At 65.6% G+C, this 24,495-nt stretch carries 27 protein-coding genes and 1 tRNA gene; 13 read left to right on the plus strand and 15 right to left on the minus strand.

Annotated elements, in window-relative coordinates:
- The first annotated feature begins 23 nt into the window (after positions 1–23).
- Both glgA and AC5IG3_RS06085 read left to right on the plus strand, forming a co-directional pair.
- Entirely contained in the window at positions 24–1,493 is a 1,470-nt protein-coding gene (gene glgA / locus AC5IG3_RS06080) for a glycogen synthase GlgA (protein WP_491905392.1), read from the plus strand.
- Positions 1,494–1,600: 107 nt separating this feature from the next.
- A complete protein-coding gene (locus tag AC5IG3_RS06085; RefSeq protein WP_491905393.1) occupies positions 1,601–4,102 on the plus strand; it encodes a glycogen/starch/alpha-glucan phosphorylase in 2,502 nt (833 codons plus the stop codon).
- 27 nt (positions 4,103–4,129) lie between these two features.
- On the opposite strand, the gene AC5IG3_RS06090 is transcribed toward AC5IG3_RS06085, so the two are convergent.
- Positions 4,130–5,443 (minus strand): ATP-binding protein, encoded by a 1,314-nt coding sequence (locus AC5IG3_RS06090; protein ID WP_491905653.1) that lies wholly within the window; start codon positions 5,441–5,443, stop codon positions 4,130–4,132.
- Between the two features lie 137 nt (positions 5,444–5,580).
- Positions 5,581–6,324 carry an osmolarity response regulator transcription factor OmpR gene (gene ompR / locus AC5IG3_RS06095; RefSeq protein ID WP_491905394.1) on the minus strand — a complete coding sequence of 248 codons (744 nt, stop codon included), beginning with the start codon at positions 6,322–6,324 and terminating at the stop codon, positions 5,581–5,583.
- 177 nt (positions 6,325–6,501) lie between these two features.
- On the opposite strand from ompR, the gene AC5IG3_RS06100 reads away from it, so the two are divergent.
- Positions 6,502–7,242, plus strand: a complete 741-nt coding sequence (locus AC5IG3_RS06100) for an SIMPL domain-containing protein (RefSeq protein WP_491905395.1) — start codon at positions 6,502–6,504, stop codon at positions 7,240–7,242.
- A gap of 40 nt (positions 7,243–7,282) precedes the next feature.
- Here the strand turns inward: AC5IG3_RS06100 and AC5IG3_RS06105 are convergent, their stop codons facing one another.
- Complete coding sequence (locus AC5IG3_RS06105) at positions 7,283–8,053, minus strand: 3-hydroxybutyrate dehydrogenase (protein ID WP_491905396.1); 771 nt, start codon at positions 8,051–8,053, stop codon at positions 7,283–7,285.
- 110 nt (positions 8,054–8,163) lie between these two features.
- Between AC5IG3_RS06105 and AC5IG3_RS06110 the strand changes: the two genes are divergently transcribed.
- The 4 genes from AC5IG3_RS06110 to phaR all read left to right on the plus strand — a co-directional run bounded on the left by AC5IG3_RS06110 (position 8,164) and on the right by phaR (position 12,108).
- Complete coding sequence (locus AC5IG3_RS06110; RefSeq protein WP_491905397.1) at positions 8,164–9,063, plus strand: alpha/beta fold hydrolase; 900 nt, start codon at positions 8,164–8,166, stop codon at positions 9,061–9,063.
- Complete coding sequence (locus AC5IG3_RS06115) at positions 9,060–11,306, plus strand: RelA/SpoT family protein (RefSeq protein ID WP_491905398.1); 2,247 nt, start codon at positions 9,060–9,062, stop codon at positions 11,304–11,306. Before AC5IG3_RS06110 ends, AC5IG3_RS06115 begins: the two co-directional genes overlap by 4 nt.
- A 75-nt stretch (positions 11,307–11,381) precedes the next feature.
- Positions 11,382–11,458 (plus strand) — tRNA-Val (locus AC5IG3_RS06120).
- Positions 11,459–11,568: 110 nt separating this feature from the next.
- A complete protein-coding gene (phaR, locus tag AC5IG3_RS06125; protein WP_491905399.1) occupies positions 11,569–12,108 on the plus strand; it encodes a polyhydroxyalkanoate synthesis repressor PhaR in 540 nt (179 codons plus the stop codon).
- Between the two features lie 15 nt (positions 12,109–12,123).
- On the opposite strand, the gene AC5IG3_RS06130 is transcribed toward phaR, so the two are convergent.
- Positions 12,124–12,795: an arylesterase gene (locus tag AC5IG3_RS06130; protein ID WP_491905400.1), complete on the minus strand. Its 672-nt coding sequence runs from the start codon at positions 12,793–12,795 to the stop codon at positions 12,124–12,126.
- Between the two features lie 31 nt (positions 12,796–12,826).
- Here AC5IG3_RS06130 and AC5IG3_RS06135 point away from each other — a divergent pair, with 31 nt between their 5' ends.
- Genes AC5IG3_RS06135 through AC5IG3_RS06150 form a run of 4 tightly spaced genes read left to right on the plus strand, consistent with a single transcriptional unit; the run spans position 12,827 to position 15,272 of the window.
- Entirely contained in the window at positions 12,827–13,498 is a 672-nt protein-coding gene (locus tag AC5IG3_RS06135) for an ABC transporter ATP-binding protein (RefSeq protein WP_491905401.1), read from the plus strand.
- A gap of 40 nt (positions 13,499–13,538) precedes the next feature.
- A complete protein-coding gene (gene rlmB / locus AC5IG3_RS06140) occupies positions 13,539–14,279 on the plus strand; it encodes a 23S rRNA (guanosine(2251)-2'-O)-methyltransferase RlmB (RefSeq protein WP_491905402.1) in 741 nt (246 codons plus the stop codon).
- Positions 14,280–14,290: 11 nt separating this feature from the next.
- The gene (gene upp, locus AC5IG3_RS06145) at positions 14,291–14,917 is read left to right on the plus strand and encodes a uracil phosphoribosyltransferase (protein WP_491905403.1); all 627 of its coding nucleotides are present in this window, start codon (positions 14,291–14,293) and stop codon (positions 14,915–14,917) included.
- Between the two features lie 10 nt (positions 14,918–14,927).
- Entirely contained in the window at positions 14,928–15,272 is a 345-nt protein-coding gene (locus AC5IG3_RS06150; RefSeq protein WP_491905404.1) for a hypothetical protein, read from the plus strand.
- Positions 15,273–15,305: 33 nt separating this feature from the next.
- Here AC5IG3_RS06150 and AC5IG3_RS06155 read toward each other — a convergent pair whose 3' ends face one another.
- A complete protein-coding gene (locus AC5IG3_RS06155) occupies positions 15,306–16,316 on the minus strand; it encodes a D-2-hydroxyacid dehydrogenase family protein (protein WP_491905405.1) in 1,011 nt (336 codons plus the stop codon).
- 157 nt (positions 16,317–16,473) lie between these two features.
- On the opposite strand from AC5IG3_RS06155, the gene AC5IG3_RS06160 reads away from it, so the two are divergent.
- Positions 16,474–16,881 (plus strand): hypothetical protein, encoded by a 408-nt coding sequence (locus tag AC5IG3_RS06160; protein WP_491905406.1) that lies wholly within the window; start codon positions 16,474–16,476, stop codon positions 16,879–16,881.
- On the opposite strand, the gene AC5IG3_RS06165 is transcribed toward AC5IG3_RS06160, so the two are convergent.
- Both AC5IG3_RS06165 and AC5IG3_RS06170 read right to left on the minus strand, forming a co-directional pair.
- Entirely contained in the window at positions 16,871–17,275 is a 405-nt protein-coding gene (locus tag AC5IG3_RS06165; RefSeq protein WP_491905407.1) for a hypothetical protein, read from the minus strand. The genes AC5IG3_RS06160 and AC5IG3_RS06165 overlap by 11 nt on opposite strands.
- Before the next feature lie 213 nt (positions 17,276–17,488).
- Complete coding sequence (locus AC5IG3_RS06170) at positions 17,489–17,656, minus strand: hypothetical protein (RefSeq protein WP_491905408.1); 168 nt, start codon at positions 17,654–17,656, stop codon at positions 17,489–17,491.
- A gap of 116 nt (positions 17,657–17,772) precedes the next feature.
- Between AC5IG3_RS06170 and AC5IG3_RS06175 the strand changes: the two genes are divergently transcribed.
- On the plus strand, positions 17,773–18,723 hold the full coding sequence (locus AC5IG3_RS06175; RefSeq protein ID WP_491904832.1) for an FRG domain-containing protein: 951 nt from the start codon (positions 17,773–17,775) through the stop codon (positions 18,721–18,723).
- Here AC5IG3_RS06175 and AC5IG3_RS06180 read toward each other — a convergent pair.
- From AC5IG3_RS06180 to AC5IG3_RS06215, 8 genes are all read right to left on the minus strand, one after another.
- Complete coding sequence (locus AC5IG3_RS06180; RefSeq protein WP_491905409.1) at positions 18,720–19,916, minus strand: hypothetical protein; 1,197 nt, start codon at positions 19,914–19,916, stop codon at positions 18,720–18,722. The genes AC5IG3_RS06175 and AC5IG3_RS06180 overlap by 4 nt on opposite strands.
- 125 nt (positions 19,917–20,041) lie before the next feature.
- Positions 20,042–20,500 (minus strand): hypothetical protein, encoded by a 459-nt coding sequence (locus AC5IG3_RS06185; RefSeq protein ID WP_491905410.1) that lies wholly within the window; start codon positions 20,498–20,500, stop codon positions 20,042–20,044.
- Complete coding sequence (locus tag AC5IG3_RS06190) at positions 20,497–21,150, minus strand: glycoside hydrolase family 24 protein (RefSeq protein WP_491905411.1); 654 nt, start codon at positions 21,148–21,150, stop codon at positions 20,497–20,499. The genes AC5IG3_RS06185 and AC5IG3_RS06190 overlap by 4 nt, the downstream gene beginning before the upstream one ends.
- A complete protein-coding gene (locus tag AC5IG3_RS06195) occupies positions 21,147–21,911 on the minus strand; it encodes a hypothetical protein (protein WP_491905412.1) in 765 nt (254 codons plus the stop codon). Before AC5IG3_RS06195 ends, AC5IG3_RS06190 begins: the two co-directional genes overlap by 4 nt.
- Positions 21,912–21,914: 3 nt before the next feature.
- Positions 21,915–22,721: a hypothetical protein gene (locus tag AC5IG3_RS06200; RefSeq protein WP_491905413.1), complete on the minus strand. Its 807-nt coding sequence runs from the start codon at positions 22,719–22,721 to the stop codon at positions 21,915–21,917.
- Positions 22,721–23,179, minus strand: coding sequence for a hypothetical protein (locus AC5IG3_RS06205; RefSeq protein ID WP_491905414.1), 459 nt, complete (start codon positions 23,177–23,179; stop codon positions 22,721–22,723). The genes AC5IG3_RS06200 and AC5IG3_RS06205 overlap by 1 nt, the downstream gene beginning before the upstream one ends.
- Positions 23,180–23,182: 3 nt before the next feature.
- Positions 23,183–23,587, minus strand: a complete 405-nt coding sequence (locus AC5IG3_RS06210; RefSeq protein WP_491905415.1) for a hypothetical protein — start codon at positions 23,585–23,587, stop codon at positions 23,183–23,185.
- 12 nt (positions 23,588–23,599) lie between these two features.
- A complete protein-coding gene (locus AC5IG3_RS06215) occupies positions 23,600–24,433 on the minus strand; it encodes a major capsid protein P2 (protein WP_491905416.1) in 834 nt (277 codons plus the stop codon).
- Between the last annotated feature and the right edge of the window lie 62 nt (positions 24,434–24,495).

Consider the following 24,495-nt stretch of genomic DNA (forward strand, 5'->3'; position numbering starts at 1 on the left):
CACCTCCACGGAGTCAGCCCCTGATGCGTATCCTGCAAGTCTGCGCCGAGATTTTCCCGCTGCTCAAGACCGGAGGCCTGGCCGATGTGGCCGGCGCGCTGCCCCCGGTGCTGCGGGCGCAGGGGGCCGACGCCCGTGTGCTGCTGCCGGGCTTCGCGCCCATCCTGGCCGGCCTGCAGGACGCGACCGTGGTGGCGGAACTGCACCCGCCGGCGGCCTTGCTGCCGCCGGGCGGGGCGCGGCTGCTGTATGGCCGGCTGCCAGCCTGCGACGTGGCGGGTTACGTGATCGACGCGCCGGCGTTCTACCAGCGCGCCGGCGGCCCTTACAACGACGCAGCCCAGCAGCCGTATGTCGACAACCACCTGCGCTTTGGCCTGCTGGGCTGGGTAGCGGCGCAGCTGGCTGCCGGGCTGGATGCGCATTGGTCGGCCCAGGTCGTGCACGCGCACGACTGGCACGCCGGCCTGGCGCCGGCCTACCTGAAGGCGCTCAACGAAGAGCGCGGCGAGCGCCTGGCCGGCAGCGTCTACACCGTGCACAACCTGGCCTACCAGGGCGTGTTCGCCGCACATCATCTGGGTGAACTCGGCCTGCCGGCGAGCTATTTCCAGCTCTATGGGCTGGAGTTCCACGGCCAGATCAGCTTCATGAAGGCCGGGCTGTTCTACGCCGACAAGATCACCACCGTCAGCCCGACCTATGCGCGTGAAATCCAGCAGCGCGACCAGGGCTGCGGCCTGGACGGCCTGCTGCGCGAGCGCACCCAGGACCTGATCGGCATCCTCAACGGCGTCGACGAGGCGGTGTGGAACCCGCGCACCGATGCGCTGATTGCCAGTCCTTTCGAAGCGCGCAAGCTGCCCGGCAAGGCGCGCTGCAAGGCCGCGCTGCAGCAGGAACTCGGCCTGGCCGAGGACGCTGCGGCGCCGCTGTTCTGCGTCGTCAGCCGCCTGACGCATCAGAAGGGCCTGCACCTGGTGCTGGAGGCGCTGCCCGGCCTGATCGAGCGCGGCGCGCAGTTCGCGCTGCTGGGCAGTGGCGACGCCGACATGGAAGCGGCCTTCCGCGCTGCCGCGCAGGCCCGGCCGGCGTCGGTGGCCGTGCGCATCGGCTATGACGAGCCGTTTGCGCACCGGCTGATCGCCGGCAGCGACGTCATCATGGTGCCGTCGATGTTCGAGCCCTGCGGCCTCACGCAGCTCTACGGCCTCAAGTACGGCACGCTGCCGCTGGTGCGGCGCGTGGGTGGCCTGGCCGACACTGTGGCCGATGCGCAACTGGAAACGCTCGACACCAGCGCCACCGGCTTTGTCTTCGACGACTTCAGCGCCGCCGGCCTGCTGGGCGCGGCCCGCCGGGTGCTGGCCCTGCACCGCCGCCGCGCGGACTGGCAACTGGTGCAGCGCCGCGCCATGCAGCAGCCGTGCGACTGGGCCGGCGCTGCGGCGCAGTACCTGGCGCTTTACCGGCAGGTCAGCCCGCAGTCCTGACCCCCCAAGGTGGCGGGGTCGACCCCGTGCAAACCCCGAGGCGGCAACGCTGACCACGGGGGTGCAATCGTTTACGCTCCTACTCGCTTTCAGCTAAACGCGCCACGATGGACATCAATCAATTCGCTCACCAGTACGACCCGCTCGACCACGATGTGGCGGGCTTCAAGCGCAGCATTTCCAACAAGCTCATGTATGCCGTGGGCAAGGACCCCGTCTCGGCGCTGCCGGACGACTGGCTGCACGCGGTGTCGTACGCCGTGCGTGACCACCTGGTCGAGCGCTGGATGAAGACCACGCGCGCCCAGTACGCGCAGGACGTCAAGCGGGTCTACTACCTGTCGATGGAGTTCCTGATCGGGCGCACCTTCAGCAACGCATTGCTGGCGCTCGACCTGATGCCGACCATCACCCAGGCCCTCAAGGAACTCGACGTGCCGCTGGACGGCCTGTTCGACCTGGAGCCGGACGCCGCGCTCGGCAACGGTGGTCTGGGCCGGCTGGCGGCGTGTTTCCTGGATTCGATGGCAACGCTGGGTGTGCCCGGCTTCGGCTACGGCATCCGCTACGACTACGGCATGTTCCGCCAGCTGGTGGTCGACGGCCGGCAGGTCGAGGCGCCGGACTACTGGCTCAAGAACGGCAACCCGTGGGAGTTTCCGCGCCCCGAGGTGCAGTACCGCGTGCGCTTCGGTGGCCACCTGGAGACGCCTGGCCCGGGCGTCGACGCGCCCATGCGCTGGATCGGCACCGACGACGTGCTGGCCATGGCCTACGACACCATCATCCCCGGCTACGGCACCGAGGCCACCAACACGCTGCGGCTGTGGTCGGCCAAGGCGACCGAGGAAATGGACCTGCGCGCCTTCAACCAGGGCAACTACTTCGGCGCGGTCGAGACCAAGAACCACAGCGAGAACGTCAGCCGCGTGCTCTACCCGGACGATTCCACCGCCTCGGGCAAGGAGTTGCGCCTGCGCCAGGAGTACTTCTTCGTCTCTGCCAGCCTGCAGGACCTGCTACGCCGCTACCTGCGCACGCACACCGGCTTCGAGGCGTTGCCCGAGAAGGTCAGCATCCACCTCAACGACACCCATCCGGTGCTCGCCATTCCTGAACTGGTGCGCCTGCTGGTCGACGAGCACCGCGTGCCCTGGGCGCAGGCCTGGGCGCTGGCGCAGCGGGTCTTCAGCTACACCAACCACACGCTGATGCACGAGGCGCTGGAGACCTGGCCGGTCGAGATGCTTGGCCGCGTGCTGCCGCGCCACCTGCGCATCATCTACGACATCAACGCCGACTTCCTGGCTGCGGTCAGCGCCCGCCAGGCCCGGGCGTCCAGCCCGGACCACGACCTGATGCGCCGCGTCTCGCTCATCGACGAAAGCGGCGAGCGCCGCGTGCGCATGGCCTATCTGGCAGTGGTCACCAGCCACTCGGTCAACGGCGTCTCGGCGCTGCACTCGGACCTGATGACGGCGTCGATCTTTGCCGACTTCGCCGCCCTGTGGCCCGAGCGCTTCAACAACAAGACCAACGGCGTGACGCCGCGCCGCTGGCTGGCGCAGGCCAACCCGGCGCTGGCCGCGCTGATCGACCAGCGCGTGGGCCGGGGCTGGCGCCGTCATCTGGACGATCTGGAAGGCCTGCGCCACGCGCTCGACCTGCCGGGCTTCCTGGCCAGCTTCCGCCGCGTCAAGCGCCAGAACAAGGAGCGTCTGGCCGCCTATGTGCTCAAGCAGCAGGGCATCACGTTGAACCCTGACGCGCTGTTCGACGTGCAGGTCAAGCGCATCCACGAGTACAAGCGCCAGCTGCTCAACGTGCTGCACGTCATCAGCCGCTATCGGGCCATCCTGGCCAACCCCGACGCGCAGTGGGTGCCGCGCGTGGTGGTATTTGCGGGCAAGGCGGCGTCGGCCTACCACCTGGCCAAGCTGGTGATCAAGCTCATCAACGACGTGGCGCGCACCGTCAACAACGATCCGCGCATCGGCGACCGGCTCAAGGTGGTGTTCATTCCGAACTACAGCGTCAGCCTGGCCGAGATCATCATTCCGGCGGCCGACCTGTCGGAGCAGATCTCCACCGCCGGCACCGAGGCCTCGGGTACCGGCAACATGAAGTTCGCGCTCAACGGCGCGCTGACCATCGGCACGCTGGACGGCGCCAACGTCGAGATGCGCGAGCAGGTCGGCGCGGACAACATCTTCATCTTCGGCCACACCACGCCCGAGGTGGCCGAGATCCGCGCCCGCGGCTACCAGCCGCGCAGCTACTACGATGACAACGCCGACCTGCGCGGCGTGCTCGACGCCATTCGCGACGGCGTCTTCAGCCCCGAGGAGCCGGGCCGCTTCCAGCAGATCTTCGACGTGCTGGTGAACTGGGGCGACCACTACCTGCTGCTGGCCGACTACGCCAGCTACGTGGCCACGCAGGGCCAGGTGGATGCGCTCTACCGCACGGCAGATGCGTGGACGCGCAAGGCGGTGCTGAACGTGGCGGGCATGGGCGCGTTCTCGTCAGACCGTACCATTGCCGAGTACGCCGACCAGATCTGGCACAGCAAGCCGGTACTGCTGCCGACGCAGCACCTGAACCGCTGAACAGAAGCGGGGCGGACCTGGCCCGCCTCAGGCTGCGCGCAGCAGCTTGACGTGCGCCACGAAGCCGCTGCCCGGAATGCTGCCCAGTTCCAGGTGGCCGCCCATGCGGGTGATGGTCTTGTCGACGATCGCCAGCCCCAGCCCGGCGCCTGTGCTGCTGGTGTGGGTGCGGGCCTTGTCGCCGCGGTAGAACGGCGTGGTCAGGCGGGTGAGCTGCTCGGCGCTGACACCCGGGCCGTGGTCGCGCACGCTGACCACCACCCACTGGCCGGTGCGGGCGTAGGTGACGGTGACGTGGGCGATGCCGTCGTCGGACTGGGCGTAGCGGCGGGCGTTCTCGAACAGGTTGGTGAAGACGCGGTCCAGGTCGGTCTCGTCGGCCAGCACCTGCACATTGGTGGTGACGCGGGCAGTGATCTTGAGGTGCTCGTTGCTGACGCGGCGGATCACGGTGTCCAGCAGCACCGCCAGCAGCACCGGCACCAGCTGCACCTCGGTGGGCCGGGCGTAGTCCATGAACTTGTCGATGATGGCGTCGAGCTGGTCGATGTCCATCGCCATGTTCTGGCGTGCTTCCTCGTCGACCACGCTCATTTCGGTCTCGAGCCGGATGCGCGCCAGCGGCGTGCGCAGGTCATGCGAGATGCCGGCCAGCATCACGGCGCGGTCGTCCTCGATCTTGGCGAGTTCGCGCGCCATGCGGTTGAAGCCGCGGTTGACCTCGCGGATTTCCATGGTCGCGGTGTCTTCATCCAGGCGCGGTGAAAACTCGCCGCCCCGGATGCGGCTGGCCGCCGACGACAGTTCGCGCAGCGGCAGGTTGATCTTGGCCGCGATATAGGCCGAGACCACCAGCGTGGCCAGGAACGTCAGGCCCATGACCAGGAAGTAGGTGACGCCGGTGATCATCGTCTGCACCCGGTTCGGGTCAGCCTGCAGCCAGTACTGGTCGGTCTCGATCAGGAAACCGACCCACAGCCCCGATTTGCCGTTGACGCTGCCGGCCACCACCGTCTGCGGCCCGAGCCGGCTGCGCAGCTGCGCGCCGATGGTGCGGGTGAAGCGATCGACCTCGAACGGTTCCCAGCGGTCGCCCGGCTCGCGCGGCTGCAGCTTGACAGCCTCCTGCTCGGCAATGTTCTTGACCAGCGCCACGCGGTTGACCTGGTCGGTGTAGCGCAGCGCCGCGCGCGACAGGTTGACCAGGCTGGCGATCTGCTGCGAGGCCTGGATGGCGCGCGGCTCCAGTTCGAAGTAGCGCAGCACATAGGTCCAGCTCAGGATGCCCGCGCCCAGCATCAGCGACAGCAGCAGGAAGGTGCGCCAGAACAGGCTCAGCATGACGGTGCGCTGTAGCCACACCTGCCAGCGCCGCCCCCGCGAAAGCGCAGGCGGCGGCACCACGCTGGCCGAGGAGGGGAAGGCAGAGGAGCTGGAAACCATGGCGAACGTGTCCCGTCAGGCAGAGTGGAGGAGTGTCAGGCCGCGCCGTCCGGCACGAACACGTAGCCCACGCCCCAGACGGTCTGGATGTAGCGCGGCTGCGAGGGATCGGGCTCGATCATCTTGCGCAGGCGCGAGACCTGCACGTCCAGGCTGCGGTCGAAGGGCTCGAACTCGCGGCCCCGGGCCAGTTGCGCCAGCTTGTCGCGGCTGAGCGGCTGGCGCGGGTGGCGCACCAGCGCCTTGAGCATGCTGAACTCGCCGGTGGTCAGCGCGATGGCCTCGCCGTCGCGCGTCAGGCGGCGCAGGCCGAGGTCGAACTCGAACGGGCCGAACGTGACACTCTGTGCTTCGCGCGAGGGCGCACCGGGCGCCTCGAACAGCGGCCGGCGACGAAGCACGGCGTTGATGCGGGCCAGCAGTTCGCGTGGGTTGAAGGGCTTGGGCAGGTAGTCGTCGGCACCGACTTCCAGGCCGACGATGCGGTCGACGTCATCGACCTTGGCCGTCAGCATGATGATGGGCGTGGCGTCGTTGGCCGAGCGCAGCCGGCGGCAGATCGACAGGCCGTCTTCGCCCGGCAGCATCAGGTCGAGCACGATCAGGTCGACCGTCTCGCGCGTCAGGATGCGGTTGAGCGCCTTGGCGTCCTCGGCCAGCAGCACCTCGAAGCCTTCCTGCGTCAGGTAGCGGCGAAGCAGATCGCGGATGCGCGCGTCGTCGTCGACCACGACGATGCGGTCAACGCGGTCCGCCCGGGGGGTGTTGGCAGGGGTCATGGAAGCGGCTCCTTAATTTGTAACAGCCGCGATTGTGCGCAGGTCAGACCGGTGATTTTGGCTGATTTGACTGGCTGTTACATTTCTTGCGCGTCAGGTTCGTGCTGCAAATCAAGTTTCAGTGGTCGCTTGCCGGCACAGTGGCGCCTCACCCGCTCATCACTTCAAGGAGTCGCTGTGTTACAAATTTTCTGCCGTTCGTGGACCCGCTCCAGCCTGTTGGCGGCCAGTGCCTGTCTGATCGCTGCGGCCAGTTCGGCCCAGTCGGTGCAGGCGGCCGAACTGGCCCGCGACAACCAGGTCACGCTGGCCGCCAGCGCCAGCACCGATCTGGCCTTCGACACGCTGGGCATCACGCTGCGCGTGCAGCGCGAAGGCGCTGACGCGGTGGCGGTGCAGGCGCAGCTCAAGCAGGCGCTGGATGCGGCGCTGACCGAGGCCAGGAAGGGCGCGCAGGCCGACGCCATGGACATCAGCACCACCGGCTTCAGCCTGTCGCCGCGCTACGGCCGCGAGGGCAAGCCCACCGGCTGGTCGGGCAGCGCCGACCTGCTGCTGGAAGGCCGCGACATCGCCCGCGTGGCGGCCACGGCCGGCAAGCTGAGCAGCCTGAACGTGGTCGGCACCCGCTACACGCTGTCGCGCCAGGCGCGCGAGCAGCAGGAGGGCGAACTCGCCGCCCAGGCGATTCGCAAGTTCAGGCAGCGCGCCAGCGAGATCGCTCGCCAGTTCGGCTTCAACAACTACACGCTGGGTCAGGTGCAGGTGGGCACGACCAGCACCGATACCGAGGTGCGCCCGCAATTGGGCGTGATGCGCACGCTGGCCTCGCCGGTGAGCGACGCGCCGGTACCGGTCGAGGCCGGCAAGACCAGCCTGAGCGTGACGGTACAGGGCTCGGTGCTGCTGACGCGCTGAAACGGGACGCGCCGATCAGCGCGTCACCCCGTTCCCTTTATTACTGTGCCGTCCAGCCGCCGTCGACGTTCCAGGCCACGCCGCGCACGTTGTTGGCGGCCTTGGAGCACAGGAACACGGCCAGGTCGCCCAACTCTTCAGGCGTGGTGAATTGCAGCGAGGGCTGCTTTTCACCCAGCAGGCGGCGGGTGGCTTCGGCAATGTCCACGCCTTCGGCGGCGGCACGCGCATCGACCTGCTTCTGCACCAGCGGCGTCAGCACCCAGCCGGGGCAGATGGCGTTGGCGGTGATGCCGGTGGTGGCGTTCTCCAGCGCCGTGACCTTGGTCAGGCCGATCACGCCGTGCTTGGCCGCCACGTAGGCCGACTTGTTGGTCGACGCCACCAGGCCATGGACCGAGGCCACGTTGATGATGCGGCCCCAGTTACGCGCCTGCATGCCGGGCAGCGCCAGCCGGGTGGTGTGGAAGGCCGAGCTGAGGTTGATGGCGAGGATGGCGTCCCAGCGCTCGGCGGGGAAGTCCTGCACCGGCGCCACGTGCTGGATGCCTGCGTTGTTGACCAGGATGTCGACGCCGCCAAACTCGGCCGCCGCGTAGGCCATCATGGCCTCGATCTCGGCGGGCTTGCTCATGTCGGCGCCGTGGTAGCCGACCTTGACGCCCAGGGCTTCCACCTCGGCGCGCGGGCCGCTGGCGTCGCCAAAACCATTGAGCACGATGTTGGCGCCTTCGCGCGCCAGGCTGAGCGCAATGCCCAGTCCGATGCCGCTGGTCGAGCCGGTCACGAGTGCAGTCTTGCCTTTGAGCATGTCGATATACCCCGTCAGTTGGTTAGGATTGATTATCAGCCGCGCTCATGGCGGGTCCCTGACAGGGCCGCCCAGGCGTTTGTCTCCTCTCAAAGCCTGTGCCGACACCCATGTTTGAACCTCGCCTGCACCACGTCAACTGCCTCGACAGCCAGGGCCTGCACCGCATGGCCTATTGGGAATGGGGCGATGCGGCCAATCCGCGCGTGGTGGTCTGCGTCCACGGCCTGACGCGCCAGGGCCGCGACTTCGACACGCTCGCCCGCACCCTGGCGCCCGATTGGCGCGTGATCTGCCCCGATGTGGTCGGCCGCGGCCAGTCCGACTGGCTGCACGACCCGATGGGTTACCAGATTCCCGCCTACGTGGCCGACATGGTCACGCTGCTGGCACGGCTGAACGTGGAGCGCGTCAGCTGGGTCGGCACCTCGATGGGCGGGCTGATCGGCCTGGGGCTGGCGGCGCTCAAAAACAGCCCCGTCGAGCGGCTGCTGCTCAACGATGTCGGCCCGGCGCTGGAATACCCGGCGCTGCAGCGCATCGGCGCCTATCTGGGCCAGCCGGTGCGGTTTGCCAGCGAAGAGCAGGCGGCGGACTACCTCTGGAGCATCTCCAGCAGCTTCGGCCCGCACAGCCGCGAGCAGTGGCTGGCACTGACGCGGCCGCAGCTGCAGCCCGCGCCCGAGGGCGGTTTCATGCCGCATTACGACCCGGCCATCGGCGTGGCGTTCCGCACCGTGACGCCGGAGTTGGCGCAGGCCGGCGAGGCCATGCTCTGGGCGGCCTACGACCGTGTCACCTGCCCGACGCTGCTGCTGCGCGGCGCGGACTCTGATCTGCTGACGGCGGCCACCGCCCAGGCCATGACCCAGCGCGGCCCGCGGGCGGAGCTGGTCGAGGTGGCCGGCGTCGGCCATGCACCCACGCTGGTCGCGCCGGATCAGGTGGCATGTGTGGTTGATTTCCTGAGCGCGCCAAGCGCATCTCTTAGCTCATCACCGAGCGCATGAAGACGGCAAGTTCCGAGGTCGTGGGCGTTGAGGAGGTCCCGGTCGCGCCGGTCATCGCCCTGCTGGCGGTGGACGACACCGACGACCGCCTGCAACGCGCCCGCGTCTTTGCCGAGCCGCTGCTGACCGGGCAACGCTTCGACACCGGCGAGGACGCGCTGGAGCACGCCGACGGCGTGGCCGCCATCCTGAAGGCCGTGGGTGCGGCGCCTTCGATGCAGGCCGCCGTCTACTTGGTCTACGCCGGTGACTACCTGACCGACCCCGAAGTGGTGGTCAGCAAGGCCTTCGGGCCGTCGTACGCCAGCCTGGTCTCGCACACCCGCAAGCTGGTGCGCATCCAGCGCAACGCCCGCGACGCGCTGGCCGATGAGACCGACCGCGAGGTGCTGGCCCAGCAACTGGAGCGCGTGCGCAAGATGCTGCTGGCGTTCTCGCACGATCTGCGCGTGGTGCTGCTGCGGCTGGCCTCGCGCCTGCAGACGCTGCGCTACTACGCCGCCAGCAAACAGCCGTGCCCGCGCGCGATGGTGCGCGAGACGCAGCAGGTCTTCGCGCCGCTGGCCAACCGGCTGGGCATCTGGCAGATCAAGTGGGAGTTGGAGGACCTGTCCTTCCGCTTCCTGCAGCCCGAGCAGTACAAGCAGGTGGCGCGGCTGCTGGATGAGAAGCGCGTCGAGCGCGAACAGGGCATCGAGCGCGCCCGCGCCCAGCTGACCGAGGCGCTGGCGCAGGCGGGCGTGGTCGCACAGGTGCAGGGCCGGCCCAAGCACATCTACAGCATCTGGAAAAAGATGCAGGGCAAGCGGTTGGATTTTTCGCGCGTGCTTGACCTGCAGGCGCTGCGAGTGATCGTGCAGGACGTGCCCGACTGCTACGCCGCGCTCAGCCGCGTGCATGAGCTGTGGCATGCGCTGCCGGAGGAGTTCGACGACTACATCGCCCGGCCCAAGCCCAACGGCTACCAGTCGCTGCACACCGTGGTGCACGACGACGCCGGCCGCGCGCTGGAAATCCAGATCCGCACGCGCGAGATGCACGATCACGCCGAAAGCGGCGTGGCCGCGCACTGGGCCTACAAGGAGGCGGGCACCAAGGGCTACGCCGGTGTGAGCGCAGCGGGTGACTTCGAAGGCCGTGTCGCCCAGGCCCGCCGTGCCGTGCTGCAACAACTGCTGGCCTGGGAGCGTGACTTTGCCGGCCAGAGCGCCGCGCAGGACAAGGACGGTGCAGGGCAGGGGCAGGGTCTGTTCGAGGACCGCATCTACGTCTTCACGCCGCAGGCCAGCGTGATCGAGCTGACGGCGGGCGCCACGCCGGTGGATTTTGCCTATCAGCTGCACTCCGACCTGGGCCACCGCTGCCGTGGCGCCAAGGTCGACGGCGCGATGGTGCCGCTCAACACGCCGCTCAAGAGCGGCCAGACCGTCGAGATCACGGCGGTGAAGGAGGGCGGGCCGTCGCTGGACTGGCTCAACCCGCAACTCGGTTATCTGCAAAGCCAGCGCTCGCGCGCCAAGGTGCGTGCCTGGTTCAATGCGCGGGCGCTGCAGGAAACCATCGCGCGGGGCCGCGAGGCGGTCGACAAGCTGCTGCAGCGCGAAGGCCGCACGGCCATCAAGCTCGACGAGCTGGCTGCGCAGCTGGGGTTCCGCAATGCCGAGGCGCTGTTCGAGGTGGTCGGCAAGGACGAGTTCTCGCTGCGCAACATCGAGGGCGTGCTGCGCCCGGTCGAGCCGGCGCCGGCTGAAGATCAGCCGCTGCTGCGGCGCTCGCGCAGCCAGGAGTCCGGCAAGGGCGTGCTGGTGGTGGGCGTGGAGTCGCTGCTGACGCAGCTGGCGCATTGCTGCCGGCCCGCGCCGCCGGACGCCATCGGCGGCTACGTGACGCGCGGCAAGGGCGTGGCAGTGCACCGGCGCGACTGCGTCAACTTCCGCCAGATGAGCGCCCGCAACCCCGAGCGCGAGATTCCGGTCGCCTGGGGCGAGGCCCGCAGCGGCCCGCAGGCGGCGCTCTACCCGGTCAATGTGGCGGTGATGGCGGCCGACCGCCAAGGCCTGTTGCGCGACATCACCGAAGTCTTCGCCAAGGAGAAAATGAACGTCACCGGCGTCAACACGCAGACCATCAAAGGCGCGGCGTCGATGGCGTTCACTCTTGAGGTGGCCGACTCGGCACGGCTGGCTCACGTGCTGGGCCTGGTGGCACAGGTGCGGGGCGTGATCAGTGCGCGCCGGCGCTGAAATCGTTGTTCATGAATCTTTTTTGAGAAAAAGTTTGACGCTTTTCAATTCAGTGCTATAGTAGCGTTCTTCGTTAGGCGCGTAGCTCAGCTGGTTAGAGCACCACCTTGACATGGTGGGGGTCGGAGGTTCGAGTCCTCTCGCGCCTACCAAAATTGGTAGGGAAAAAGGTTCAAGTCACAAGCTTGAACCTTTTTTTACGTCTGTCGCACAGTGAGCGCTGCCTAAAATATTTGTGCAGTTGCACCCAGGAGAGTCTTGCATGCCCACGAATCGCCGCGCCACCGAGACCGACACCGGCGCCCCGGAAGGGCTGCGTGTGCTCAAGAAGTATCCCAATCGTCGCCTCTACGACACCCAGACCAGCAGCTACATCACGCTGGCGGATGTCAAGAAGATGGTGCTGGACTCCGAGCACTTCGAGGTGCGTGACGCCAAGACCGGCGATGACCTGACACGCAGCATCCTGCTGCAAATCATTCTGGAAGAAGAGACCGCCGGCGTGCCGATGTTCTCGAGCCAGATGTTGGCGCAGATCATCCGCTTCTACGGCCACACCATGCAGGGCGTGATGGGGGCTTGCATGGAGAAGAATCTGCAGGGTTTCATCGACCTGCAGAAGAGCTTCACCGACCAGACGGGTGGCCTCTACGAAGGCAAGGGCTTCAATCCCGAGGCCTGGAGCCAGTTCCTGGCCGGCCAGACGCCGGTGGTGCAGGGCTGGAACGTCTTCACGCAGATCCAGGAGCAGATGCAAGAGCAGATCAAGAAGCAGGCCGAGAGCTTCTTCCCCAAGCGCTGAACCGCGTACTGCTCGTCAGGCCTTGAGCCAGGGTCGCATCACCCGCCAGACGTTTTCCATGATGCGCGGGTGTGCCGCTTCATTGGGGTGGATGCGGTCGGCCTGAAACCAACGCAGCGAGTCGGCGTCATCTGCCACGCCTGCCAACAGAAACGGCACCAGCGCGGCGCCATCGGCCTTTGCGACCTTGGGAAACAGGGCCGCAAAGTCGCGTCCGTACGCCGCGCCGTAGTTGGGCGGCAATTGCATGCCGACGATCATGACATGCGCGCCCACCGCCTTGCTGGCCTGGCTCATGGCACGCAGATTGGCCTCGGTCATGCTGAGCGGAAGGCCGCGCAGCGCGTCATTGCCGCCCAACTCGATCACCACGTGACTGGGCTGGTGTTGCTTGAGCAGCGCCGGCAGGCGCGATCGTCCACCGGAGGTGGTGTCGCCGCTGATGCTGGCGTTGATCACCGTGGCGCCCAGCTTCTGCTGGTCGATGCGCGCCTGCAGCAGCGCCACCCAGCCGCTGCCACGCTGCAGGCCGTACTCGGCCGACAGGCTGTCGCCCACGATCAGGATCTTGCGTGGTGCAGGGGACTTGGCTGCGGCAGAAGCCGGCACTGCCGTGCTGCCAAGACAGCCTGCGATCAGTGCCCCGACGCCAAGCGAGATACATTCGCGTCGCGTGCGAAGACGCATGAGACCAGGGGTGCCAACACGGCGAGCGGACATGAGTGAAACCATTATTGAAGTTCAGGACGTCACCAAGCAGGTGAGCGATGCGGGCGGGTTGCTGACGATACTGCATCAGATCAGCTTCACGCTGTCGGTGCGGGAATCGGTGGCCATCGTCGGGGCCTCCGGCTCGGGCAAGAGCACGCTGCTGGGGATTCTGGCGGGGCTGGATGTGCCGAGTTCGGGCCACGTCAGGCTCGCCGGCGTCGATCTGTTTGCGCTGGATGAAGATGCACGCGCCGCCGTGCGGGGCGAGAAGGTCGGTTTCGTCTTCCAGAGCTTCCAGCTGATGGCGCATCTGACGGCGCTGGAGAACGTCATGCTGCCCCTGGAGTTGCGCGGTGAGCGCGACGCCCGGCGCATGGCTGCCGACATGCTGCGCCGCGTCGGCCTGGGCGAGCGGCTCGGCCACTATCCGCGTCTGCTGTCGGGCGGCGAGCAGCAGCGGGTCGCGCTGGCACGGGCGTTTGTCGTGCGCCCGGCCTTGCTGCTGGCCGACGAGCCCACCGGCAGCCTCGACCACGCCACCGGCGAGGCTGTGATGCAGCTCATGCTGGAACTCAACCGCGAGGCCGGCACGACGCTGGTGCTGGTCACACACGACCCGGCGATTGCTGCGCGCTGCGACCGGCAGATCCGGCTGGACGCGGGCCGCATGGTGGCTTGATCGGCCCGACCGGCCTCTATCGACCGTTACCATCACCGCCATGTCTGCAACCCTTCTTTTCGGCTTCCATGCCGTCACCGTGCGCCTCAAGATGGCGCCGGCCTCCGTCCGCGAAATCCATGTCGACGCCACCCGGCGCGATGCGCGCATGCGCCAGTTCACCGCCCGCGTCAAGGACGCCGGTGTCAAGCTGATCGAGAGCGACGACACCCGCCTGACCCAGCTGGCCGGTAGTTCGCGCCATCAGGGCGTGGTGGCGCGCGTCACGCAACTGGCCCAGAACCATTCGCTTGATGACCTGCTCGACGCCGTGCCCAACGAGCCTCTGCTGCTGGTGCTTGATGGCGTGACCGATCCGCACAACCTCGGCGCCTGCCTGCGCGTGGCCGATGGCGCTGGCGCCCAGGCCGTGATCGCGCCCAAGGACCATGCAGTGGGCGTCAATGCCACCGTGGCCAAGGTCGCCAGCGGGGCGGCCGAAACGGTGCCGTACTTCATGGTCACCAACCTGGCGCGCACGCTGGGCGAGTTGAAGGAACGCGATATCCGCGTCATCGGCACCAGCGACGACGCCGAACAGTCGATATACGACATCGACCTGACCGGTCCGGTCGCCCTGGTGCTGGGTGCCGAAGGGCAGGGCATGCGGCAACTCACGCGCAAAACCTGCGACGAGCTGGTGCACATCCCGATGCACGGCGCAGTTGAAAGCCTTAACGTATCGGTGGCCTCGGCCGTGTGCCTGTATGAAGCGCTGCGCCAGCGCAGCCGCAAGAACTGAGGTCCTGAGCCATGCCTGTCATCGCCGTTCAACATCCGCTGGTGCGTCACAAGGTCGGTTTGCTGCGCGAAGGTGACATCTCGACCAAGAAGTTCCGTGAGCTGACCGGTGAGCTCGGCCGGTTGCTGGCCTACGAGGCCACGGCTGACTTTCCGCTCGAGACCACCACGATCGAAGGCTGGAACGGGCCGGTGGAGATCGAGCGCATCGCTGGCCGCAAGGTCACGGTGGTACCCATCCTGCGCGCCGGGCTGGGCATGCTCGACGGCGTGCTCGACATGATCCCCAACGCCAAGGTCAGCGTGGTGGGCGTGGCCCGCAACCACGAGACGCTGCAGCCTGAGCGCTATTTCGACAAGTTCGTTGGCCATCTGGCCGAGCGCACCGCGCTCATCATCGACCCGATGCTGGCTACCGCTGGTTCCATGATCGCCACCGTCGACCTGCTCAAGGCGCGCGGCTGCAAGGACGTGCGCGCGCTGGTGCTGGTCGCCGCACCCGAGGGCATCGCCGCGTTGCAGGCGGCACATCCGGACGTGCGCTGCTGGACGGCGGCCATCGACAGCCATCTCAACGAAAACGGCTACATCATTCCCGGCCTGGGCGATGCGGGCGACAAGATTTTTGGCACCACCTGAGAGCCCTTTGATGCGCAGCATTCCTCATTTGATGACGGCACTCGCTGCCGGCTTGCTGTTGGTGGGTTGCACCCAGGAAAAGCAGAACGAGATCCGCCGCAGCATCCAGAACTGGACCGGTACCAACGGCGTGATGGAAATTTACGCTGGCGACAAAGTGGTGCGTCGATTCATCAGAATCGACAAGATGAGCACCGCTTACGGCACCGATGACAACAAACCGCGGCCGTATCGCTACGGTTACGGTGTGCTCGATGAAAACCTCAACAACACGGTCGATGGCGGCGAGAAGCGCGTCTACTTCGAAGTCAGCGACTACGGCAGTAACTACATTTTCTTTGAAAGCCCGCGCTGACGCCGTTTTGACGTCGCGCCGGCATCCGCTACATCAGGGCCGCACCAGACTCAGCGCTTCAGGGTTGACGATATTTGTTGGCTGACCCTTGAGGTAATTCGCTACGTTCTCGAACGCCGCTGCGAAATACTGGTCGTAGTTGTCCTGCTCGACATAACCGATGTGCGGCGTGCACACTGCATTTTCCAGCCGCAGCAGTGGGTGGCCTTGCAGGATCGGTTCGCTTTCGAACACGTCTACCGCAGCCATGCCGGGCCGGCCGCGGTTGAGAGCACCCACCAGTGCACTGTCTTGCAAAAGTTCCGCGCGTGAGGTGTTCACGAACAGCGCTGTCGGCTTCATCCGCGCCAAGTCCTCCGGACCAATGCAGGCCCGCGTGGCGTCTGCCAAGCGCAGGTGCACACTCAGCACGTCGCTGGTCTCGAACAATTCGGCACGTGACGCAAAAACGCTCAAACCATCGGCAGCGGCACGCTGGCGGCTGGCTTCGCTGCCCCAGATGCGCACCGTCATGCCAAACGCCTGGCCATAGCGCGCCACCAACTGTCCAATACGGCCGTAGCCCCAAATGCCCAGCGTCTTGCCTTGCAACAACATGCCGAGGCCGAAATTAGGTGGCATCGAGCCGGCTTTCAGACCCGATTGCTGCCACGCACCGTGCTTGAGGTTGCTGATGTACTGCGGCAGGCGCCGCATGGACGCCATGATCAGCGCCCACGTCAATTCAGCCGGCGCCACCGGTGAGCCCACGCCTTCGGCCACCGCAATGCCCAGCTTGGTGCAGGCTTCAATGTCGATGTGAGATCCCGCACGGCCGGTTTGCGAAATCAGCCGCAAGCGCGGCAATTTTTCCAGCAACTGACGCGGAAACTGCGTCCGATCACGAATCAACACCAGAACTTCCGCGTCCTTGAGTCGGATCGAGAGTTGACCAATGCCTTTGACCGTATTAGTGAAGATCTTGGGCGTGTGAGGCTCAAGCAGTGACGCGCAGGACAGCTTGCGCACCGCGTCCTGATAGTCATCGAGGATGATGATATTCATGTGCACCAGCGTCTAAAAATGCATGCCAATGCATATTATGTCAACCCGACTACGTGCCCGCACGCGCCCTGCGATCGCACTTGGCGCTTTGCTATCTTCTGTTAAGTCCCGCGATTTCACTCGATTTGCCCTTATCTGAGCCGGGGATGATTGATTCATGTCAATCCACCTCATCCCCAAACACACGCCGAAGTTGTCCATTATCGTGGACGATCTTGCATGCTCTCCCGCTGCGGCCGCTGCCGCGCTGGGTGTCTCAGAGCGCACGCTGAAACGCTGGCTCGCCGATGACGAGGCGCCGCGGGCGGCGTGCCTCGCGCTGTATTGGGTGTCGCGCTGGGGACTGTCGGCGCTGGATTGCCACCTGCACCAGGCCGCGCAGATCTACGGCAACCAGGTGCGCGGCTTGGAGCGTGAGTTGCAGCGCGTGCGCGGCGAGCTGGCCCGCGTGCTGCACCACGCCACGTTTGAAAGCGCAAACGCCCCGACGATGATGGCGCCGGGGCGTCTGCCCTTGGTGTCTGCAGAGGTGGTGCAGCTGCGGCCGCGCCGGGTCAGGGGTTGAGTGCCACCCAGCCAGTGAGCTGGCAATTCTTGTTCGGCGGCACCACGGCGTTGTCCTGCAGGACGGCCGCCCGGTAAGCGCCCTCCTTCGCCATGGCGGCGACGATCATTTCGTAGGGCGTGGCTGTGAAGCCGCCCGCGAACTTGATGCGCATGACGATCGACGACGTGGCGCCGTACTTCTCATGCTGGGGCCACGGGCCGCCGATCACGTCAGCGTCAACAAAGCGCGCCGTGCGGTGGTAGCACTTCAGCGTCTGCTGTGCGAAGTCGATCACGCTGGCGTCCAGGGACAGCGCCTGCACTTGCCCGGGCTTGTTGAACTCGCTGATCCCCTGCTGCAGCACTGCGGGGTTCTGCATCATCATGGTCACGATGGTTGTAATGGGGTCCATGGCTCACCTGAGTTGTTCGCCCGGATTGGTGCACATCTGCAGCAGCGACGGCATCCCCCGGATGGGCGATTGACGCTTTGGCATCCAGGCGCTGTTCGATGCGCATCAGCGTGCGCTCGATGGCGTCGACGCGGCCGCCCAGCGTCAGGGCGTTGCCCGTCCAGCCGATCAGCAGCCCGGCCAGCGCCACGCCGATCTTCACCAGCATTTCATTCATCGGGCGCCCTCCTTCATCAGCACAGCTGCGGCGCCGGCCAGCGCGCCGGCCCACGCCTGCGGGTCTGCGCCCTTGCTGGCCAGCAGCGCGGCCAGGCTCTGACAGATCAGGCCCATGCCGGCCCAGGTCGAGGGTTCACGAAGTCGGTAGATGATTTTGCTCATTGATAGTGGTTTGTGGGTGGGGGGGATTCAATACTCACCGGCAGGGGCTTGGAAATTTGGCGAGGCTGGTGGCACGGGCTGCAAAAGATGGGTTAGCGTTCCGCGACGAATAACATTTGGGAAAACTGAACATGGGCGGGGACACTTCTACCCAACTCTCGGTGGAGCACTTCACGAGTGCAGCCGACTTTTTGCTTGCTTTGCAACCTGAACGCTGGGTTGACAGACAGCAGTGGAAGACGCCTTGGGTATTCCGCGGTCAGCTGCGGTCCGAATGGCCGTTGTTGCCCTCCGCATGGCGACCCACCGACGCTCTGATGACGAAGCTTGTAAGGAGCGCTGTCGATACCGTTGATCCGTTGTGCCTCACGCCGTGCTTCCCAGCGACGTCGCCAATTTCTGCCGAAACCTCGAATCGACTCCGGATTGCGTTGGCCACTGCAGCCATTGAGCAGAAAATCTGCAGAGAGTTTGCAGACTTGGCGAACTCTGCTGGTCAATACGTCCGCCGAATCCCTGGAGAACTTCCTCTGATCCGCCTTTTGGAACAGGGACCGCCAATGCGCCTCACCGGAGTGTCTGCTCCCGATGCGCTCACTGCGATGGCTCAACACCACGGGATGCCCACCAGCCTGCTTGACTGGAGCGGGAGCGGCCAAGTGGCCGCATATTTCGCTGCCGCGGCTGTGCCAGAAGCCAGTTCGGTGGCCGACGAACGCCTCGCCGTCTGGGCAATCAATAGAACGCGCATCGGCGCCAACTTCAAGGAAGTTCCTGTACATCGGTCCGAGTTGCCCTATTTGCATGCACAACACGGCACCCTTACCTACTTCTCCGATGGGGACGACTTTGGGCACGCTCATTTCGCGGAGAAGGGGGTGTGGCCCGACATAGCAACTTACGCACAGCCAGGCGCAATCAAGAAGCTCACCCTTGCACACAGCGAAGCAGGAGAGTTGCTTAGGTTGCTTTGGCTGAGAGGTGTCTCGAAGGTTCACTTAATGCCCATCTTGGACAACGTCTCGGAAACCTTGAAGTTGCAGTGGAAGTGGAGCGGCATAACCTAGCCCAGAGGGATGAACTGCATCGTGATGGGCTTATTGGCTGCAATGCTGAAGGAGTCGCCTGAACTGCCCCCTGGGCCAGCGCTGTTGGCCCACAGTTGGCAGTTGACCGGTTTTGAGGATGCGACGGCCTGCACCATCTCCAGCGTGAACGGACCCGCATAGGCGGCGACGTCCGGCGCGGTGTAGCCGAACATGTAGGGCTGCGCCACCACGCCCCCGTCAATGTCCACGAATCGGGGCGCCAGGATCAGGCTGCGCCCGGCCGCCAGGTTGACCCAGCCGGTGAACCGGCAAATCACGTTGGCTGCCCCCGTGGGGCCGCTGTAGACCGGGCACACCGCCGCGCTGTCGATGATGGCCGCGCTGGTCCCGATGGCTGTGCTGGTCAGGCTGGTGAGTTGCAGTGCGGTCGGTCTGCGCGGAATGTCCAGCATCCCGGCTGTCATGGCCGGCGCTGCCTCGACCGCTTGATCGCCATCGCTGAACCAAGCGCGTCGAATCTCTACAACATCGTCGGTCGCTCCATCGAACTGGTAGAACTCGACGCCCGGGTACGCACAAACCACGTCCGCAATGGCCGGGTTCTCGCCAACCGCGGTCGTGCCATCTGGCAACAGGATGTATGCCTTCCCGCCATCAAGCGAAAGCTCGACCGTGTACCACTTGTCAACGTCCAGCGCCTTGTTGTACCGACCGGTCTTGTAGTTGGTGATGGTGCCGTTTGTATTCGGCAAGTTCCCGATTGACCAGCCCCACCGATTGAAAACCAAGTGCGCCGGAGTCGGCGGAATATTGGCGCTAGCCGTCACGCTGTCCCGCCATGGGATCAGTGCCGCGGCCCCGTTTCTTCCTCCCGAGCCAGCCCGAAAGCGAATCTCCGCCCTGATGCGCTTGCAGCCGGCTGGCATTGGCATATCTGAGTACCACGCGCGCTGCCCGGCGCCTGCCGACGATGTGAGCACGCCGCCGGATGCAATGAGTGGAGCGCCGTTAGACCGAAAGGAGATTGCGCGGCCAGCCGACGACAGCACCGGCACACCGCTGGCGGGGTTCATCAGGTCAACCGAATTTCCAGCCCTTGACACCGAGGATTGAATCGGCAGGATCTCATTTACCCCCGCCATCTGCTGCACCAGGCCGATCAGGCGGCCGTCGTCGTCGAACTGGCCTTCTAGGTTTTGAATCGTCGTCATGCGGGGCTTTCAGTTCATTCCGGCTTGCGATCGCAGCCAGGCGCGGAGTTCGGGGATTTGGCCGATGACGAATGCCACGGTCATCGTCACGGCCAGCTGGCGGGCCACGTCGCGCACGAAACGGTTCATCGGAAGAGGCTGCCGGCGTAGAGGTTGTAGGGGTCTTCGCTGCCGCTGCCGCTGGCGAAGGTGCCGGCCTGCTCATAGACGGCAGTGCTGGCACCGGTGCGGCCCATGTCGGCCAGGCGCTGCAGGTCGTTGCCGAACAGCAGGGATGCGCTCGACGGCTGCACGGCTGGGCGCAGGGTGATCGGCTCGGTCAGGGCACGCTCTGCGGCCACGGTGCTGGGGTTCATCAGCTCGAAGATGCGGGAGCCGAGATTCCAGCTGTCGTCGCCGCTGGCAGCAGCACCCACCGCGTTGACGCTGCGGGCCGCCACGTTGTTCGGGCTGGCCGGGTTGATGGCGCCGTTGCTGACGGCTTCGCCAACGGTGCTGGCGCCCTTCCAGAGCACCCAGGCCGCGCCGCCCACGGCGGCCGCAATGGCGAACACCTGCATGTCGCCGAGATTGAGCGCCTTCATGCCAGCACCCCACCGGCTGTTTCGTACTTCGCCAGCAGCGTCGACAACTTGCGCTCAGGCTGGCCGTAGCCGGCGCCCGGCAGGCTCGCCCATTCGGCTTTGCACTTGCCGATGGCTGCTTCGATGCGACCGGCTTGCACGTCGCCCATGGCGCCACGGTTGCGGATCAGCCAGCACGCGGCCGCGTCCTGGTTCATCGGGCTGAAGTCCGCCAAGCCCAGGGCGCGGCGGGCGCTCAGCCAGGTTGCGCGGATGATCTGGTAGCGGCCGGCCGCAGTGCTCACCATGCCGGCGTACTGGCTGCCGAGGTGCGCGATGCTCTCGCCGGTCCATTCGCGAGTCACGGCGGGGTGATCCGTGAACGACTGGATGGTGTGGCGGTAGCCGAAGCAGACGCGGTACGGGTCAGAGCGCAGGTCAGTGCCTTCAGCGGCTGCAATCATGCTCAGGAAGGCCCGCGTGTTGGTATCTCGCATGTCGGTGTCCAGGTTGCTTTGATCCATGAATCGGTCGATCGCGCCGATCGGATCGACGTAGTCCAGCGCGGTGGAGCCGTCGTCAGATTCAGCAGCGGCGGCGTCCGCTTGTGACCGCACCAGGAGCACGCCCAGCAGGGCGGCACCGGCGGCGATCACTATTTTTTTGTTCACAGCGTCTCGACTTCAAACCGCACGTTCAGGTTTGCGCCGTTGGTCAATGCCTTGAAAAGCAGATAGCTGCCAGGCGGAAGGACGAACGGGGATTTCGAGTAATCGAACTCGTTCTGAACTGCCGGCTGAATCAAATAACTGTGCCGAGATTTTGAGCTTGGAAACTTGGCATCGAATGCACCCAGCGTTGCGTAGCTGTTTGCAAAAATGTCGCACTGGCCCACCGGCAAATCAGGGCTGCCAATCAATTTATTGAAAACCGTATCGGTCGCCAAAAACCCAGCGGCAACAATGTTTGAGCCAGATATTGCAGAAACCAATGCGGCAGTGTCTGAAGAAATGTTCAGATTGGTAATTGCCAGCGGTGTCGTCCCATTGTTTCGAATGCCGGCGATAGGCTGATTCCCAGCAGTGCCGCTGATACCGATCGTGCCGATGTAGCTTTTGCCAGCGAGGGTCTTTTCGGCGCTGCTGTCGATCACCCGCACGTTGCCGGGCTGTCGACGGCTACCGCCCCGGCCGGTTTCCATCACCAGGATCTGCACGGTTTGAGCCGTGGGCGAGTAGATGACGAACGCGCCGTAGGTGTCTTCCAGGAACAGGCCGGAGACGGCGTTGACCATCTGGTCAGACTGGCGGCCGCTGGCTTCGTAGAAGTCGATGCGCACCGGGCCGCTGGACTCGATCAGCTCGAAGTAGCGCCCTGCCCGCTCGAAACGCTTGGTCTCGCCCGCAGTCAGGGTGATGGACAGAAGTTCCATGGATCAGGCTTTCTTGAAGAACGAGAGGGCCACCAGGCCGGCAATGGCGAACATGGCGTACTTCATGACGTCCGCGCTCTTGTTCTCGGCCGGCTGATAGGTGCTCATGGCCGATGTGGCGATGCCCTGAGCGGCTTTCAGCGTGCCGTCGGCACTGCTGAAGATGCGATCGAGCGTGTCGCCCGAGATGTCGAGCGTGTGCCCCCAGGCCTGCGCGCTGTTGCTCTGCGCCTGCCCGAACATGGACGTGACCGACTCACCCGAGGTGCGCAGCGCGTCATAGCCGAAACCGGCCAGCACGCCCACGGCGTCGCCGTTGGCTTCAGCCTGCGCGCCCACCAGCTGCGCGCCGATCTCTGCAAACCGCACGGCGCCGGGGTCGGTGCCGGTGATGTTGGTCGAGCGGTTGGAGTAGTCCGCGAACGTGCTGGCGTAGCTGTCGGCGTCGTTGACCGAACGGTTCGAGGTATCCGACCAGGTCGACGTGTCCTGGTCGAAAACGGTGGTTGACCGGTTCGAGGTGTCGGACCAGGTCGACGTGTCCTGGTCGTAGACGTTGGTCGAGCGGTTCGAGGTATCCGACCAGGTCGACGTGTCCTGATCGTTGACGTTGGTCGACCAGTTCGACGTGGTCGTGTTGTTGCGGTTGCTGCCGGCGTTGGTGTTGTCGGTGCTGTAGTCGAGGTACTGGCTGTTGTCGGACGAATCGAACGTGTTGGTGTTCGTCGTCGAGACGTAGTTGCTGCTCGTCTGCGCACTGGTGGTCTTGTTGCCACCACTGCCGATTCCCAGGAAGCTCAAGAGGCCCATCAGGATTTCGCTTTCTTGGCCTTGAGGATGACCAGCACCATCAAGCCCAGCATGATGTAGGTGGTGGTATTGCCACCCGCCTGAACCAGCGCGAACGGCTCAGCACCATCACCGGTGATGGAGTCGAACCCGCTCAGCGCCGGCACGCCGTAGGCGTACTGCGTGGCCTGCGCTTGGCTGACCTCAAACGGGTTGAAGCCCGCCGTAGGCGGCAGGGGCAGCGCTGCAGCGCCCACGCGCTGCGTGGCCGTGCCGCGACCCGTCGCCACGTTGATGCCCAGGGTCGGCCCGCCGTTGGAGATGCCACCGGTGTTGGCCGGGCCGCTGTAGCCGTCGTTGAACGACAAGCCCAGGCCACCGGCCGCGCCTCCACCCGGCATGCCGGGCATGCCAGGGGGCACGCCCATGGCGGCCATGCCCATGCTGGCGAGCAGCGCCGTCTGCTGACCGTTCGCCATAGGTCACGCCATCGCCAAGTAGGCGACCAGGGCGGCAATGATGAGCGTGGTGGTCGAGCTTTGCGCGGCAGGCGGTTGCGCGGCGCCGGCCTGGTTGCCTGCGCCGTTCTGGTACGTGCGGCCGTTCTGGCCGGAGAACGTGCCGGGGTTGGTGTTGCCGCCAATGCCGGCCACCTGCCCCGGCATGGCGTTGTCGATCGCACGGGTGGCGCCGTACATCACCAGGCGCTCCCACCACGGCGCGGCCGGGTTGCTGTTGACCGGTGCCGGGGTGTAGGGGTTCATGCGCTGAGCTTCCGCACCATCGCCCGGCATGAAGTACGGATTGCCCAGCAGCGTCTGTTGCTCAGCGGGGAGACCGGCCACGTAAGCGTTCGCGTCGCTGGCGAAAAGGTTGTAGTCGCTCATCGCATGGTCCGATCAGAGCTGGCTGTTCAGCGCGTAGCCTTCGACGTAGATCCCGATCGTGTCCGCGCCGCTGGTGCGCAGGCGAATGTCCAGGTTCTGCACCGGCACGGCCTTGCCGGCCGCGACGGTGAACGCGGTGTTGAACGCGTTGGACTGCAGCACGTCGGGCATGAAGTCCACGATGTGGAAGCCAGCCTGCGGCAGGTTGCCGAAGTCCTGTTCGCGGAAGTTGGCCAGGGCCACGGGCACGTCTTCGTAGATCTCGACGCCGTCGCGGCGCACGCGGGCCGCAGCCAGGTTGCCGCCGTGCTTGAGCACCAGGCGCTTGACTTGGAAGCCTTGCGCACCGAACGGCAGGTAGATCATTTCTTCGGCGGCGGCCGCGATCACCTTCTGTTGGTACATGACGCGGTGCACGATCGTGTTCGCGCTGGGGGATTCCACGTCGGCATACACCGTGATGCCGCTGCCTGCGGCCGGCACGTAGGTGCCCAGGTCGAATTCAAGGGTGAAGTCCTGCACGCCGGCCTCTTGGCACGCGGCGATGGTGCCCAGCGTCATCGCGACTTCTTCACGGGCGCGGCGCTCGGTGAAGTCGATCACGAAGAAACCGGCGTTCAGCGTGTTGCCCTTGTACGCGTTCAGCGCGTCCAGGTCAGTCGCCAAATTCCAGCGCTGGAATTCTTTGTTGTTGAGGCGCAGCGTGATGTTGCTCATCAACGCCTTGGTGATGTTCGTGCCCAACACGAAGTACAGCTTCTGGTAGACCACACCCAGGGGCAGGCGCAGCGAAACCCGCGTGTTCGGGCTGACGTTCTGAAGGGCGGGGAGCTTGATGATGCGCATTGTTTTCCTTGGGTGTGAAGTCGATCAGCCCATCAGCGCCTTGTCGACCAGCGGCTTGGCCG

The sequence above is a fragment of the Leptothrix sp. (in: b-proteobacteria) genome (genome assembly GCF_965250675.1).
Lineage (GTDB): Bacteria > Pseudomonadota > Gammaproteobacteria > Burkholderiales > Burkholderiaceae_C > Sphaerotilus.

Coding starts and splice junctions, on each gene's coding strand:
- glgA (WP_491905392.1), top strand. CDS start 24: ATGCGTATCCTGCAAGTCTGCGCCGAGATTTTCCCGCTGCTCAAGACC.
- AC5IG3_RS06085 (WP_491905393.1), top strand. CDS start 1,601: ATGGACATCAATCAATTCGCTCACCAGTACGACCCGCTCGACCACGAT.
- AC5IG3_RS06090 (WP_491905653.1), bottom strand. CDS start 5,443: ATGCTGAGCCTGTTCTGGCGCACCTTCCTGCTGCTGTCGCTGATGCTG.
- ompR (WP_491905394.1), bottom strand. CDS start 6,324: ATGACCCCTGCCAACACCCCCCGGGCGGACCGCGTTGACCGCATCGTC.
- AC5IG3_RS06105 (WP_491905396.1), bottom strand. CDS start 8,053: ATGCTCAAAGGCAAGACTGCACTCGTGACCGGCTCGACCAGCGGCATC.
- AC5IG3_RS06110 (WP_491905397.1), top strand. CDS start 8,164: ATGTTTGAACCTCGCCTGCACCACGTCAACTGCCTCGACAGCCAGGGC.
- AC5IG3_RS06115 (WP_491905398.1), top strand. CDS start 9,060: ATGAAGACGGCAAGTTCCGAGGTCGTGGGCGTTGAGGAGGTCCCGGTC.
- phaR (WP_491905399.1), top strand. CDS start 11,569: ATGCCCACGAATCGCCGCGCCACCGAGACCGACACCGGCGCCCCGGAA.
- AC5IG3_RS06130 (WP_491905400.1), bottom strand. CDS start 12,795: ATGCGTCTTCGCACGCGACGCGAATGTATCTCGCTTGGCGTCGGGGCA.
- AC5IG3_RS06135 (WP_491905401.1), top strand. CDS start 12,827: ATGAGTGAAACCATTATTGAAGTTCAGGACGTCACCAAGCAGGTGAGC.
- rlmB (WP_491905402.1), top strand. CDS start 13,539: ATGTCTGCAACCCTTCTTTTCGGCTTCCATGCCGTCACCGTGCGCCTC.
- upp (WP_491905403.1), top strand. CDS start 14,291: ATGCCTGTCATCGCCGTTCAACATCCGCTGGTGCGTCACAAGGTCGGT.
- AC5IG3_RS06150 (WP_491905404.1), top strand. CDS start 14,928: ATGCGCAGCATTCCTCATTTGATGACGGCACTCGCTGCCGGCTTGCTG.
- AC5IG3_RS06155 (WP_491905405.1), bottom strand. CDS start 16,316: ATGAATATCATCATCCTCGATGACTATCAGGACGCGGTGCGCAAGCTG.
- AC5IG3_RS06160 (WP_491905406.1), top strand. CDS start 16,474: ATGTCAATCCACCTCATCCCCAAACACACGCCGAAGTTGTCCATTATC.
- AC5IG3_RS06165 (WP_491905407.1), bottom strand. CDS start 17,275: ATGGACCCCATTACAACCATCGTGACCATGATGATGCAGAACCCCGCA.
- AC5IG3_RS06170 (WP_491905408.1), bottom strand. CDS start 17,656: ATGAGCAAAATCATCTACCGACTTCGTGAACCCTCGACCTGGGCCGGC.
- AC5IG3_RS06180 (WP_491905409.1), bottom strand. CDS start 19,916: ATGACGACGATTCAAAACCTAGAAGGCCAGTTCGACGACGACGGCCGC.
- AC5IG3_RS06185 (WP_491905410.1), bottom strand. CDS start 20,500: ATGAAGGCGCTCAATCTCGGCGACATGCAGGTGTTCGCCATTGCGGCC.
- AC5IG3_RS06195 (WP_491905412.1), bottom strand. CDS start 21,911: ATGGAACTTCTGTCCATCACCCTGACTGCGGGCGAGACCAAGCGTTTC.
- AC5IG3_RS06200 (WP_491905413.1), bottom strand. CDS start 22,721: ATGGGCCTCTTGAGCTTCCTGGGAATCGGCAGTGGTGGCAACAAGACC.
- AC5IG3_RS06205 (WP_491905414.1), bottom strand. CDS start 23,179: ATGGCGAACGGTCAGCAGACGGCGCTGCTCGCCAGCATGGGCATGGCC.
- AC5IG3_RS06210 (WP_491905415.1), bottom strand. CDS start 23,587: ATGAGCGACTACAACCTTTTCGCCAGCGACGCGAACGCTTACGTGGCC.
- AC5IG3_RS06215 (WP_491905416.1), bottom strand. CDS start 24,433: ATGCGCATCATCAAGCTCCCCGCCCTTCAGAACGTCAGCCCGAACACG.